The sequence below is a fragment of the Mycobacterium malmoense genome, from assembly GCF_019645855.1.
In the GTDB taxonomy this organism is placed as follows: Bacteria; Actinomycetota; Actinomycetes; order Mycobacteriales; family Mycobacteriaceae; genus Mycobacterium; species Mycobacterium malmoense.
Genome location: NZ_CP080999.1, coordinates 2,611,853 through 2,624,341 on the forward strand (window position 1 = coordinate 2,611,853; position 12,489 = coordinate 2,624,341).

Sequence of the window (12,489 nt, forward strand, 5' to 3'; positions counted from 1 at the left end):
CCGGACGTCAGCGGGCCGCCTCGGCCTTGCGGGCGGCGATCTTGGCGCGCACCGCATCCATGTCCAGCGATTTCACCTGGGTGATGAGGTTTTCCAGCACGACGGGTGGCATCGCGCCGGCTCTGCTGTAGACCAGCACGCCGTCACGAAAAGCCATGACGGTCGGAACCGAACGAATCCCCAGCGTGGCAGCTAGCTCGGGCTCGGCCTGGGTGTTGACCTTGGCATGCACGACGTCGGGGTGCGTCTGCGCCGATCGATGGTAGATCGGCGCGAAGGCCTGGCAGGGGCGGCAGTATCCAGCCCAAAAATCAACCAGCACAAGCGGGTTGCCGACGATGGTTGGTTTGAATGTCTCTTGCGTAAGGTTGATTGTGGTCATGTTGCTTCCTTCGACTCGGCCTATACACGTGACAACTAATACCCGCCGGGGTATATTCCAATTATGTTGACTGATACCCCCGCGGGTACTCTGTCGGATATCACAACGAGACGGAGGATCCAGTGATTGGTGATCAAGACAGCATCGCCGCGGTGCTGAACCGGCTGCGCCGCGCCCAGGGACAGCTTGCGGGAGTGATTTCGATGATCGAGCAGGGCCGCGACTGCAAGGAGGTCGTCACCCAGCTCGCCGCGGTCTCGCGCGCCCTCGACCGTGCCGGGTTCAAGATCGTGGCGACCGGACTGAAGGAATGTGTTACGGGTAAAACGGCGGACGGTGCCGCACCGCTGAGCGAAGCCGAGCTGGAGAAGCTGTTCCTGGCGCTCGCCTGACCGGGCAAAACAAGATCTGATTAGGAGGGACTCGTCATGGATATCGCAATTTCGACACCGCTGCATACCTCTTTCGACGACGCGGTCACGCGGACCCGCGAGGCACTTGCGGAGCAGGGTTTTGGCGTGCTGACCGAGATCGACGTGAAGGCCACGCTGAAAGCCAAGCTGGGCCAAGACATTGAGGACTACCTGATCCTGGGCGCCTGCAACCCGCCGCTGGCGCATCGCGCGGTGCAGGCGAATCGCCAGATCGGCCTGCTGCTGCCGTGCAACGTCGTGGTGCGCGCCGATCCTGATCACGCCGGCACGGTGCTGGTCGAAGCAATGAATCCCGGGCTGCTGGTGGAGGTCACCGGCGAGCCGGAACTGCGTCCGGTGGCCGAGGAGGTCACCGCGAGGCTGAAAGCGGCGATCGACTCACTCAAGCGCGGTTCGCCGGTGACCGCCGGCGAATAGTCGCGGGGACGGCGGGCCCACGCGGGTGTAAATACCCATAGGGGTATATGATGGCGGTATGTCAGACCAACATCATCACCACGAAATCCTCGACGACCTGCTGCCTCAGCACCGCGCGCTGCGCCAGCAAATTCCCGAGGTTTACAAGGGATTTGCGGCCCTGAGCGGCGCAGCCCTTACCGACGGAGCGCTCAGCCGCAAGGTCAAAGAGCTCATGGCACTGGCGATTGGGGTCGTTCAGGGCTGCGATGGATGTATCGCATCGCACGCCCAGGCGGCTGCGCGCGCCGGCGCCACGCCGGAGGAAGCCGCGGAGGCCATCGGCGTCACGATCCTCATGCACGGCGGCCCGGCGACCATTCACGGCGCCCGCGCTTATACGGCGTTTTGCGAGTTCGCCGACGCCCAGTCGTAGCGGTCCGCCATCCCACACATCCCGTTCGCCGACATGCTGGCACCACCGTCAGCGAGGTGCCGCCACATTGGCCGAAGCACGATCGTCGTGCAGATCAATCTGGGCGATGATCGCGGCAAACGGGTCGCTTAGGTCACCCGAGTCCAAGCCGTTTCTGAGCCACATGGAATAGGCGCGAGTGTGACGAAGCTTGATGAAGCATGACGTTCATGACGTCGCCCTTGCGCGTCGGGATCATGCTGCCCAGCCGTGAAACCGCCATGACGGGACAGCACGACGCCCGCGGGTTGATCAAGTTCGCAACGGATGCTGAAGACGGTGGATTCGACTCGGTATGGGTCGGTGACTCGCTGCTGGCGCGCACCCGCGTCGAGCCGCTATCGATCCTGTCCGCCGTTGCCGCGGTGACGAGCCGGGTGACGTTGGGAACCGCCGCCTTGATCGCACCGCTGCGCCATCCGCTACTCGCGGCGGCACAAGTCGCCAGCGTCGACCAGATCAGCGGGGGTCGTCTCGTCGTCGGGCTCGGCTCAGGCTCTCCGCTACCGGAGAGCCGGCGCGAATTCGACGCCGTCGACGTGCCTTTCGCTGCCCGCGGTGCCCGACTCGATGAGACTGTGGCCCTGTGGCGGCAGGCCTGGGATGAGCAAGGCCGGTTTGCGGGCAGGTTCTGGCGTATCGAGGATCTCGCCGGCGCGCTTCCCACGGTCAAGCCCAAGGGTCCGCCGCTGTGGCTGGCGGGCGGTGACTCGGCCAAAGTGATTGAGCGGGTGGCGAACACCTACGACGGGTGGCTTCCCTACCTGCCCGACGCCGACGCCTACCGTCGCGCCTGGGAACAGATCGCCCAGCGAGCGGTCAGGCCCATCACGCCGGCGCTATATGCCACGGTGAACCTCAACGGCGACCATGCCCGGGCCCGCGAGGAGCTCGACACGTACACCCGGCTGTATTACCGTCAGCCGATCGACGTAATGAGTAATCTCCAGGCATTCCGCAGCGGCTCGGTGGAGGAGTGCCTGGACTGGCTGGGCCGTTACGTCGAGGCCGGCGCCAGGCACCTGATCCTGCGGATCGGTTCGCTGGATGCCCATCCCGAGACGCTGGCGGAACGCCTGGTTCCCGCGCTGCGGACCCTCGACGCGTCCGTCTAGGCGCAAAGCCACCGCCCGAAAAGGTTCTTTATGCTCAAACAACTCACGCGCGTCCCCGCCGGTATCCAGGCGCTGGAGGCCGTCGGGACGGTCACGACCGACGACTAGCCGCCAAGGGCGTCAAGTACCGGCGCGAAGCTCGTTGATCCCGACCGGGCCTCGGGTGCTTGGCGAGTGACGACGATGCCGATCCTGCTTCCGTGACGAATGGCCCGAAGTCTCAGGACCAAAGTCACCAAAGTCATTGTGTGCCAATAATCTGCTGATCTTGCCCCGCCGCGAGCCGTACGTTTGTGCAAGGAGCACACGATGACTCATTTCTTGCGCAACAGCGACGCCTTTACGTGGGCCATGGAAAGCGACCCACGGCTGCGCTCGACCGTGGTGAGCGTCGTGCTGCTGGATCGATCACCGGACTGGGACGCGGTGCGCGAACGATTCGACCTGATGAGTCGCACACTGCCCATGTTTCGGCAACGGGTGGTGCCGTCGCCGCCGCCTGCCCCACCCCGGTGGGAGTATGACCCGTACTTCGACCTCGACTACCACATCCAGCGAGCCGTCGCCCCCGGGTCTGGCACGCTCGACGACGTACTCGAGATGGCCCGACTGGCCGAGATGCAGGACTTCGACCGGGCCAGGGCGCTGTGGGAGACAACGTTCATCGACGGCCTGGAAAACGGCGGTGCGGCCATGGTCTGCAAGTTCCACCATGCCCTCACCGATGGAATCGGCGGCGTGCAGATCGCGATGATCCTGTTCAACCTTTCCGAGGAGCTGTACGAGCGCGAGCCCCTGCCGCCCGAGCCGGAGGCGTCCAGGCCGTCGTGGTCCAGCGGCTACCGAGACGCCTGGCGCTACGACACCGGGCTGATCGCGAATGCCTTGGCGAGCGCGGTTAAAGCGGCGCCGCGACTCGCATACGGCGGCGTTCGGCGGCCGGTTGCGACGGTCCGATCGGCGGCGGCCACCGCGGCATCGGTCTACCGGACGGTTCGGCCGATAAACCGGACCGGGTCTCCGCTGGTAACCGACCGCGGCCTGAGCCGGCGCCTGTTGGTGCACGAGGTGCCGATGACGCAACTTCGGGAAGCGGCGCACCGCTGTGGTGGGGCGCTAAACGACGCCTTCGTCGCCGGGGTGGCCGGTGGACTACGCCGATATCACGAGAAGCACGGCGTCGGGATCGGCGACCTGCATCTGACGATGCCGATCAGCTTGCGGACCGAGGCCGATGGCATCGGCGGAAACCGGATCACCCTCATGCGGTTCGACGTTCCCGTGGGCGAGGCCGACCCGGCGGCACGGATCAAAGCAATACACCAGCGCGCCGACGCGGTACGCGCCGAAAGGTCCCTGCCCTACACGCAGTTGATTGCCGGCGCTCTGAACCTGATGCCGCGCTGGTACATCGGTAGGGCTCTGCGCCACATCGATTTCCTCGCCAGCGATGTGCCGGGGGTGCCGGTTCAGGTCTTCCTGGGCGGCGCCCCGGTGCGTGCGCAATACGCGTTCGGCCCGACGATCGGCTCGGCGGTCAACGTCACGTTGCTCACTTACGTCAATGTGTGCGCCCTGGGCATCGATGTCGATACCGTGGCGATACCTGACCACGACGTTTTTCACGAAGCCCTCGTCGCCGGTTTCGACGAAGTATTGGCGCTCGCAGGGTAATTCGGGCGCTAAGCCGGAGAATGCCAGGCTCGTGGGGTGGCAGCGGGCAGGTCCCGAAACGGTCACAGGTGCATATCGATGTCCGCGACGGTCTGGCGCAACGGCACGAATCCACAAATCATGGCACAGTGCGCCTTTTCGGGGATCGCAGCCGCAAGCAATGCGCGGCTATCGTCGATCCTCAATCCGCTATGTGGGGTAGCGGATTCCGTTGGGGCACAACAGGAGGTATCCGCAGCATGATGGCGAACTGGGTTCCGGCCCAGACATCGTACGGTCCCAACTCTGGCCGCATTCTCGACACCGCGCGGGGCATTCTCATTGGCCTTCGCCGATGCACTTCGCATGCCGCTTTCGATGAATTGCACGGTGCGGCACAACGTCACAAGGTGCCGGTGTTCGCGATGGCCTGGGCGTTGGTGCATCTGGCGGGCGATGGTGAGAACACACCCAGCTTCATCGATGCGCAGTCCGCAGCTCGGCACGAGTGGGGTCCGCTGTTCGCCAGCTCGGCTACCGCGCCTTGTTGAGGGCGATGAGGAACTTGGCGCGGCCGCGGTCCTGGGGGGTACCGCGGCTGTCGCCAACTCTCACCGGCGCGACGGGCCAAAGGCCTTTCGGCCATGACGATTTCCCGCTTCAGCTGCACTGGTCGCCTCGCTGGCGGGGCGCCAAGCGTCTTCGAAGGAATCGAGGAGTTCCCGCCGTCACCCTCGGTCACGCGGTGAACCTGGTCCGGTGACGCGTCGCGCTATTGGCTCTTAACGGGCGCCCACAGGTCGACGGGCACGACTTCCTGCGCCCGTCCGTCAGAACCCAGTAGCCGCCCCCAGGACTTCACCGAGCGCAACACGACGCGCGTGTCTAGCACTGCCACACCTGGATATTCGTCGATAAGCCGGGAAATCACCGAGTCGAGTGCCGACGCGCGGTGGAGTTGCATCGTCACGAATAGATTGGCCGGTCCGCCTGCGGTCGCAACGCAGAACCGGGTCTCCGGATAGTGGACAAGCGCCCGCCCCACCGCGGCGGCCTGCGGCCATGCGACGCGAAGCTTGAGCGCTATCGCCGACGGCCAGCCGGCTTCCACGCGCGCGAAATCCGTGCGGAATGCCAGCAATCCCGAGCGGGTCAGCAGACTCAGCCGGCGACGAACCACGGGTTCCGATCGGCCGAGCGTCACGGCCAGGTCCCGGAAGCTGAGTCGGCCGTCCCGTTGTAGCGCCAGGAACAGCTCGCGGTCGAAGTCATCGAACTCGTGCGCCGATCCGGTCTTGGGCGGCTCGGGAGTCACCGTGCGCACCTGGCCGGTGCTGAGGCCGCCCAGGCGCCAGCGGGTACCGCTGAACAAGTGCGTAATCAGCGCGGACTGGACCCGCCGTACTCCCGGGACCGCCGGCAGTGCTTCCACGATCAACTCGGACATCAGGGCCTGATCGGCGGCCACCAGCAAGGCGTACAAGTTGTCTTGGCCCGTCGTGATGTAGACGCTGAAGACGTGCGGCCTGGCGGCAAATTGGGCGGCGACCGAGTGCGCGGCGCCCGGTTCGCACTCGGCCTCAAAGAGTGCCGCCTTCGCCGGCAGCTGGGGCCCGATCGCCGAGGAAACCCACGCGCGCCCCGTCGAAACCAGGCGCCGCCACCGCCGCGCCGCGGTAACCGGCGAAATGCCGAGGACCTTGCCGAGTTCTTCGAAGCTCACCTGCGGATTGACGTGAAGCGCGTCCAGCAGCGCGACATCCACCTCGTCCACGCCGTCAATCACGGTGGCAATTGTCACCCTTCGGCGACGGTTTCCCGCACAAAGACGCCGATTTCCATCGATTTCGGTCCGTACCGTCCCCGAATTCGGCTGGCAGATATCTGCCGCTCTATCTGCGCGACGTCATCGACGCGGTCCGCGGCGCCACCCTCGAGGAGGTGGGCCGCGCCGCGGGGTTGTCGATGCTGGCCCATTCGGGCCGGCATGACCCGCGGGGGACCAGGATCGGGTCCGGCCAGCGGGGCGGGGTGTGGCTGAAAGTGACTGGCGGGGCGAGCATGTGGACATCGCCCATGGGGCTGTCGGCGTCGTAGCTGGCCGGTTCGCGGATGGTGCGCTCCTTGTCGCGTCCGGCGTCGGCGGGGTCGACCAAGCCGAGCGTTTGATACCACATGGCGTTGCGGGTAAGGCTGACGGTGACGTGCCAGCTGCCGCCTTCGGTTTGTTGTTTGATCAGTCCGGCCGCGGCGCCGAGCGCGCCCATGTAGCCGGTGATGAAGTCGTTGATCAGGCCGGTGGGCGGTAATTGGGGCTGGTCTTGGCTGCCTTCGATGACCATCAATCCGGAGGCGGCCGAGCCGTTCATGTCGAAGCCGCCGCGGTGGGCCCACGGCCCGGCCGATCCGTAGCAGGTGACCGAGACATGCACCAGGCCGGGGTGGGTACCGGCGAGCTCGTGGGGATCTATGCCGAGCTTTTCGAGTTTCAAGCCGCGGTGATTATTGACGACGACGTGGGCGTCGCGCAGTAGCCGGCCGACGTTGGCCTTGCCGGTGTCCTTGGTCAAATCCAGCCAGGCACTTCGGGATCCGATGTTGGCTTCGAAGTAAACCCAGTCGTGTTCGAAGTCGTTGGGGCGGGTCGCGCACAGCACGTCGGCGCCCTGCTCGGCCAGGACACGGCCCACCGTGGGTCCGGCCACGGCGTGGGTGAACGACAGCACGCGCACCCCGCCAAAGGGCCGATCGGATTCGCCGAGCTCGCGTGGTGGGGCGTCGCCGATGCGGGTCAACCCGATCACCGGCTGGGTGGCCAGGAAGGCCCCGTGCGGGTGGGCCAGCCACTCCTCGGGGCTGCGGGCCACGCATGCGGGCAGCCCGGCGTCGTTGGCGGCCTCTTCCAGCTCGAAGGCGTCCCAGCGGGCGAACGCCTGCGCGACTTTGCCGAAGTCGGGTGGCACGTCGAGGAATCGGCACCATTTGGCGGATTGGTGGGGATAGACGGCCGAGGCCATCACGGTGCGCCCGTCGCGGGTGCGGTAGGGAACGAGCGCGAACGGGTTGTCCAAAACCAGTGCGATCGACGGAAACTCGCCCGCAAGGGTGGGATGCCAATAGAAGCTGGGGTTGATGTGATGCACTGCCTGCCGCAGGTCCAGGTGCAAATCCTGGCTCGGCCCGCCACGATGACGGTGCAAGGTGGCCGCCGCCACGGCGTTGCCCATCATCGGGATGCCGATCGCCGCGGCCAGCCGATGACGGGCCGGGATGATCGGATCCCGTCCGGCAAATGTCACGCGCCCGCCCGCATCGGCGGCCGACAGCCCGACGTCGGCAAGCAGATCATCAAGCGCGGCAGTCGGATTGAACATGGTATCGGGCATCAACGGGGCTACCTCAGTCATTCGTGACTCCTTCCCTGGACCGCACGGACATACACGCCGGAGGTGACTCGTTCGCCGCGACATGCTGATTCCACGCCGTCAGCATGGGAGCCGGGCGTTGCCGACCGGCAAAAGTGACGGAAAATGGCCGGAATCGACGGTGTGATGAAGGAAACAGTCGACGCGGCGGGTGCGGCCGTGTAGAAGGCCGACGACGCGCCCCGAGTGCCGTCGCATGGTGCGTTATGCCATAGCGTCCGGGCTGGGCGGCGCGGTTATCGTCGGCCCGGTCTTGGGCGGCTCGTCGGACACTTCTGGGTGACCACCGGCATCGGAGCACTGGCGACACTGTCCGCGGCCACCGTCACCGTCGCGTTCCAGACCCTTCTCGACGTCTTGGGCATCGGCGTGACCGTGATCGTCTTCGTTATTCTCGGCAACCCTTCTGCCGGTGGCGCATATCAAGCCGCGCTGCTGCCGCCATTCTTCAGGGCGATCGGCATTGCCCTGCCCAACGGAGCCGGAACCCACGCCCTGCGTCGCATCGTCTACTTCGGCGGGCACGGCGTGCACACAGAGCTGATGGTGCTGGCCGCGGGAACGGCGCTGACCTCGCTGGCATCCAGGCTGCGGGTCCGTGGCGAATCGGTGGCAGCGCCCCCACGCGTCGCCACGCCAGTACGTGAGCCGGTCGTGAACTGGCCGGGGCTAGCCCGTGCGCGTTAAAAAGCTTCTGCCGCAACGTGATCGACGCAGTCGACAAGCCATCGGGCCGGCCGCCGCGCTTACGCGGATGGAGCCGGCGCGTGAACGGGACCGACCACAACGAACGCCTCGACCGCCGTGGCCTGCTCGAAACCCTCGACCTCCACCCGCCACTCGTAGATTCCTGGCTCCAAGGGGATTCCGGCCGGGATGTTGAGGGTGAGCGGCATGCGAACCGAAGTGCCGTGAATCGCCCCAGGGGGCCGGCCGGCCTCCGCCGCCAATTCAAAGGAGATCCGCTGGGGCCCATGTGTTCCCATCACCACCACCGGCTCGCCATCGGTGGTCAGTAGCTGGCAGGTCAGCTTGTGCTGTTTGTTGGTCTCGTCCCAGTCGATATCCAGGAACAACACCAAAGAGAAAGCGGGCGTTGGTGTTTGACACTGCCGCCACCCCAGCCCGAGGGCATGCACTTTTCCGGATTGGGCGTCGGCCTGCGCCGCGTCGGCCAGCAACAGGCTGATCTTCATGCGCCGGCCGGAGCCACGATCGACCTTCCGGCTGCCGCCGCCAGATCCTGTCCTACCATTGCCGCCGCCTCACGAGTTCCACGAGATCCTTCCCCCGCTCTTGTCGGGGGGATATTACGCTTCGGCCAGACCAGCCACCCTGGCGCCACATGCTCACGGCCACCGACCGGCCTTCAGTGACTGTCTCGGGTGAACGCGGTTGCCGTTTCGCTCCGTCGAGCAACGACAGACGAGCGGGTCGACGTCAGTGCATTGTCCCCGCGGCGGAATGGGGATCAGCGCGCCGGCCGAGTTAGGCGTTGCCGGTCTTGCGGGCTGGGCCCTGACCCTCGCCGTTCAGCTTTTCGGGGCAGTACGCGGAGACCGCGATTGCCGCGAACTTGGCCGCGCCCTGACCCTCGAACCCTGGATTGCGGTCCTGCAGGTTCTTGACAATTTCCTCGCCGGTCATTCCCCCGTCGGCCAGATTGCACACCGTTTTGCCGGCCGCTACCGCGCGGTCGGGGTTCATGTAGGTCAGCCCGGCTTGGCTGAGCGTGGTGAGGAAGGCTTGGTCCTTGCCATCGATGTCGGCGTGGGCCGGCGCGGCCGTGCCGATCACCACGGCGACACTTGCCAGCAGCAGTACGGGTCTCATAATCCCGTGATTGTTCCAAAGTGGCGATGAGCGTGCATCCGTTCTGGCCAACGAGACTTTAACGGAAGCTGGCCAATGGCTTCCCGCGCGATGAAATTCCAATGGACCCGTACGTCGGAGCGATTTTCAGCCATTCCCAATCGTTTTGAAGGCGGCAGCTGACGCGGGCCGGCCCCGGCGCTGGCCATGGCGACTCAGCGCGCGCCGAGACCCCCAAAACGTTTCAGCCTCGCGGACTAGCGGCCGGCACACCGAATCGAAGCGTCTGCCTGTGGTGTTGTTCACTGCCCGAAAAGGCGGGTCCTCGTGATGCCCGCTGGATTCCTCAGCCTTGTCCCGGGCGCATATGACGCGAATTTGCTGCGACGCGAGCAGATCAGCGACGGTTCCGGCAACGGACGTGAGACGGTATAAGCCTATGCAGAATCTCGATTATGTCACCTACGAAGAGTTCGGCCGCAGGTTCTTCGAGGTCGCGGTCACGCCCGAGCGCGTCGCCGCCGGATTCGCCGACATCGCGGGCAGCGAGTTCGCGATGGAGCCGATCGCTCAGGGTCCCGGCGGGATTGCCAAGGTCAGCGCCAACGTCAAGATCCACGAGCCGAAAGTAACCCGGCGTCTGGGTGACAGCATCACCTTCGTCATCCACATTCCGTTGTCGATCGATCTGCTGCTCGACCTGCGGCTCGACAAGCAACGGTTCGTGGTCTCCGGAGACATCGCATTGCGCGCCACCGCGCGAGCCGCCGAGCCGCTGCTCCTGGTTGTCGACGTCGCAAAACCGCGGCCTTCCGACATCACCGTCAACGTGTCGTCCAAGTCCTTCCGCGGTGAGGTGCTGCGCATCCTGGCGGGCGTCGATGGCGAGATCCGGCGATTCGTCGCACAGTACGTCGCCGACGAGATCGACGCACCGCATTCGCAAGCCGCGCAGGTCATCGACGTGGCTCACCAGCTTGAGCAGTCCTGGCCCTAAGCCGAGCGGATAGCCGGCCGCGGGTTTATCGGCTCGGCGCGCCCGGGTATGCAACGGCGACGGTCGGCCCCGCATTGGCCGAGGCAGTCGGGTAAGGAGCGATAAGACTTGGCGCGCGTAGATGTTTCGATGTCATCGGATGTGGGATCGGGGACCGCCTGGAAGCTGGCTTCCGACCTGCGTCGATTCGATGAGTGGATGACGATTTTCGACGGCTGGCGCGGCCCGGTTCCGTCAACGGTCGGGGAGGGCACCCGCGTCTCGTCGTGCATCAAGGTCAAGGGCTTCCGCAACGTCGTGCACTGGACGGTCACCCATTACGACGAGCCGAAATCGATTGAGCTGCAAGGCCGCGGTCGGGGCGGGATTCGAATTGCGGTAGCGATGACCGTCACCCACGACCATCCCGGATCGAATTTTCACCTCACCGCCGAGCTCAAGGGCGGGCTGCTCGGCGGCCCGATCGGAGGCCTGGTCGCCAGGGTCCTCCGCTCCGACGTGCGCAAGTCGGTGAACAACCTGGCCGCGCTGCGATAAATTCGGCGGCGCGGACCCGGCTACCCGCACCGGCCGTTCTCGTTCGGCGTCGCGGATCCGCCTGCGGTCCATGGCAAGCCACGCCAGCCCGGCCCCGAAGGCCAGCAGTCCGACGATCGCAGCGGCAACAACGACGAGCCCGGGCGCTCGCTTTACACCCCGCGGCGCCCGACGAGTGGTCACGGCGCCGCGCGTGACGTGCCGCATGAGCGCCTCCTCAGAAGACGCATTCGTTCCCCCGGCTGCCCGAGCTGGTGGGTCACCGCGGCGCCGGTCCCACCGACTGCGCGCACTGGTCGTGTGACAACTGGGACGCGATCGCCGCCGAGGTCGCCGCGGCCCAAGGCATCAGCCATGCCATGGCGTCGGGGCAGATGTATCTGGCGGTGGCGCTGCGCGACCGGCTGCCCACGGTAGCGGCGTTGTTCGCCGAGGGCACGATCGGCGCGCGGCTGGCCTCAGCACCGATCTGATCAAAGACCCGAGACGCTGCGCATGGTCGATGAGGCGCTGGCCGCCGACGCCACACACTTCGGGCCGCTGTCGGTAACCAAGACCGCCGCTGCCATCGACGCCGTCGTTGATCGCCACGACCCGGCGGCCCTCCGTCGCGGCCGGGCCGGCGTGCGTGCGCGCCACGTGGCGATCGGCCCCGCCGACAACGACTCCCCGACCGCATCCCTGTGGGGTTCGCTGCTGATCACCGACGCGACCGTGTTGGACCGCCGACTCACCCACATGGCCGAGCGGGTCTGCCAGGACGACCCGCGCACCCTCGACCAGCGCCGTGCCGACGCCCTGGGGGCACTAGCCGCCGGGGCGGAAAACCTCGCGTGCGGCTGCGGCAGTGCGCAGTGCCGGGCAGGCGCCGACCCGCGCGCCGCCGCGGTGGTGATCCACGTCGTCGCCGACGCCGCGGCCCTCAAGGCCCACCCCGCCCCGCACCTCTCCGGCGCCGGCACCATCCCCGCGTCGATGCTGGCCGAGCTGATCGGTGGCGGCGCCAAAACCCAACCCCTGCGCCACACCGCCGACGCGCCACCCGAGCCGGGGTCTCGGCCCCTCGGCCCCACTCGAGCGGTTCATCCGTTGCCGCGATATGACCTGCCGGTTTCCCGGCTGCGACCGGCCCGCCGAATTCGCCGACATCGACCACACCATCGCCTACCCGCTCGGCCGACCCACCCGTCCAACGTCAGATCGCTCTGTCGTTATGACGGTGCGTCACTGGCAAAACAGCTGGTAGAAGTCATCGGTTGAGCC

General features: G+C 66.2%; 16 protein-coding genes and 1 pseudogene. 11 read left to right on the top strand and 6 right to left on the bottom strand.

What is annotated here, in order from left to right; genetic code table 11:
- Positions 1-7: 7 nt before the first annotated feature.
- Entirely contained in the window at positions 8-382 is a 375-nt protein-coding gene (locus tag K3U93_RS12095) for a thioredoxin family protein (protein ID WP_083009710.1), read from the bottom strand.
- A 122-nt stretch (positions 383-504) separates the two neighbouring features.
- Between K3U93_RS12095 and K3U93_RS12100 the strand changes: the two genes are divergently transcribed.
- The 6 genes from K3U93_RS12100 (at position 505) to K3U93_RS12125 (ending at position 5,006) form a co-directional block, all read left to right on the top strand.
- Complete coding sequence (locus tag K3U93_RS12100) at positions 505-774, top strand: metal-sensitive transcriptional regulator (RefSeq protein WP_071508877.1); 270 nt, start codon at positions 505-507, stop codon at positions 772-774.
- A 36-nt stretch (positions 775-810) separates the two neighbouring features.
- The gene (locus K3U93_RS12105) at positions 811-1,233 is read left to right on the top strand and encodes a DUF302 domain-containing protein (RefSeq protein WP_083009709.1); all 423 of its coding nucleotides are present in this window, start codon (positions 811-813) and stop codon (positions 1,231-1,233) included.
- Positions 1,234-1,291: 58 nt separating this feature from the next.
- Positions 1,292-1,648: a carboxymuconolactone decarboxylase family protein gene (locus K3U93_RS12110; RefSeq protein WP_071508875.1), complete on the top strand. Its 357-nt coding sequence runs from the start codon at positions 1,292-1,294 to the stop codon at positions 1,646-1,648.
- Positions 1,649-1,857: 209 nt separating this feature from the next.
- Entirely contained in the window at positions 1,858-2,802 is a 945-nt protein-coding gene (locus tag K3U93_RS12115) for an LLM class flavin-dependent oxidoreductase (protein WP_139796787.1), read from the top strand.
- A 309-nt stretch (positions 2,803-3,111) separates the two neighbouring features.
- Positions 3,112-4,476: a wax ester/triacylglycerol synthase domain-containing protein gene (locus K3U93_RS12120; RefSeq protein ID WP_083009707.1), complete on the top strand. Its 1,365-nt coding sequence runs from the start codon at positions 3,112-3,114 to the stop codon at positions 4,474-4,476.
- Between the two features lie 239 nt (positions 4,477-4,715).
- Positions 4,716-5,006 carry an ANTAR domain-containing protein gene (locus K3U93_RS12125; protein ID WP_071508872.1) on the top strand — a complete coding sequence of 97 codons (291 nt, stop codon included), beginning with the start codon at positions 4,716-4,718 and terminating at the stop codon, positions 5,004-5,006.
- A gap of 221 nt (positions 5,007-5,227) precedes the next feature.
- Here K3U93_RS12125 and K3U93_RS12130 read toward each other — a convergent pair whose 3' ends face one another.
- Both K3U93_RS12130 and K3U93_RS12135 read right to left on the bottom strand, forming a co-directional pair.
- Positions 5,228-6,241 carry an Lrp/AsnC family transcriptional regulator gene (locus tag K3U93_RS12130; protein WP_217808405.1) on the bottom strand — a complete coding sequence of 338 codons (1,014 nt, stop codon included), beginning with the start codon at positions 6,239-6,241 and terminating at the stop codon, positions 5,228-5,230.
- A gap of 106 nt (positions 6,242-6,347) precedes the next feature.
- The gene (locus tag K3U93_RS12135; protein ID WP_176219888.1) at positions 6,348-7,862 is read right to left on the bottom strand and encodes a CoA transferase; all 1,515 of its coding nucleotides are present in this window, start codon (positions 7,860-7,862) and stop codon (positions 6,348-6,350) included.
- Between the two features lie 297 nt (positions 7,863-8,159).
- Between K3U93_RS12135 and K3U93_RS12140 the strand changes: the two genes are divergently transcribed.
- Entirely contained in the window at positions 8,160-8,567 is a 408-nt protein-coding gene (locus K3U93_RS12140) for a hypothetical protein (RefSeq protein ID WP_083009700.1), read from the top strand.
- Positions 8,568-8,626: 59 nt separating this feature from the next.
- Here the strand turns inward: K3U93_RS12140 and K3U93_RS12145 are convergent, their stop codons facing one another.
- Both K3U93_RS12145 and K3U93_RS12150 read right to left on the bottom strand, forming a co-directional pair.
- Positions 8,627-9,076: a DUF6941 family protein gene (locus K3U93_RS12145; protein WP_071508868.1), complete on the bottom strand. Its 450-nt coding sequence runs from the start codon at positions 9,074-9,076 to the stop codon at positions 8,627-8,629.
- A 292-nt stretch (positions 9,077-9,368) separates the two neighbouring features.
- Positions 9,369-9,713 carry a DUF732 domain-containing protein gene (locus tag K3U93_RS12150; RefSeq protein WP_083009698.1) on the bottom strand — a complete coding sequence of 115 codons (345 nt, stop codon included), beginning with the start codon at positions 9,711-9,713 and terminating at the stop codon, positions 9,369-9,371.
- Positions 9,714-10,131: 418 nt separating this feature from the next.
- Here K3U93_RS12150 and K3U93_RS12155 point away from each other — a divergent pair, with 418 nt between their 5' ends.
- Entirely contained in the window at positions 10,132-10,689 is a 558-nt protein-coding gene (locus tag K3U93_RS12155) for a hypothetical protein (protein WP_071508866.1), read from the top strand.
- Between the two features lie 108 nt (positions 10,690-10,797).
- Entirely contained in the window at positions 10,798-11,226 is a 429-nt protein-coding gene (locus K3U93_RS12160) for a type II toxin-antitoxin system Rv0910 family toxin (RefSeq protein ID WP_176219887.1), read from the top strand.
- A 24-nt stretch (positions 11,227-11,250) separates the two neighbouring features.
- On the opposite strand, the pseudogene K3U93_RS12165 reads toward K3U93_RS12160, so the two are convergent.
- Positions 11,251-11,355: pseudogene (locus tag K3U93_RS12165) on the bottom strand (LapA family protein); the annotation flags it as partial.
- A gap of 125 nt (positions 11,356-11,480) precedes the next feature.
- Here K3U93_RS12165 and K3U93_RS25230 point away from each other — a divergent pair.
- Positions 11,481-11,699 carry a DUF222 domain-containing protein gene (locus tag K3U93_RS25230; protein ID WP_217808404.1) on the top strand — a complete coding sequence of 73 codons (219 nt, stop codon included), beginning with the start codon at positions 11,481-11,483 and terminating at the stop codon, positions 11,697-11,699.
- 16 nt (positions 11,700-11,715) lie between these two features.
- Positions 11,716-12,486, top strand: a complete 771-nt coding sequence (locus K3U93_RS12175) for a DUF222 domain-containing protein (RefSeq protein ID WP_254893561.1) — start codon at positions 11,716-11,718, stop codon at positions 12,484-12,486.
- Positions 12,487-12,489: the final 3 nt, after the last annotated feature.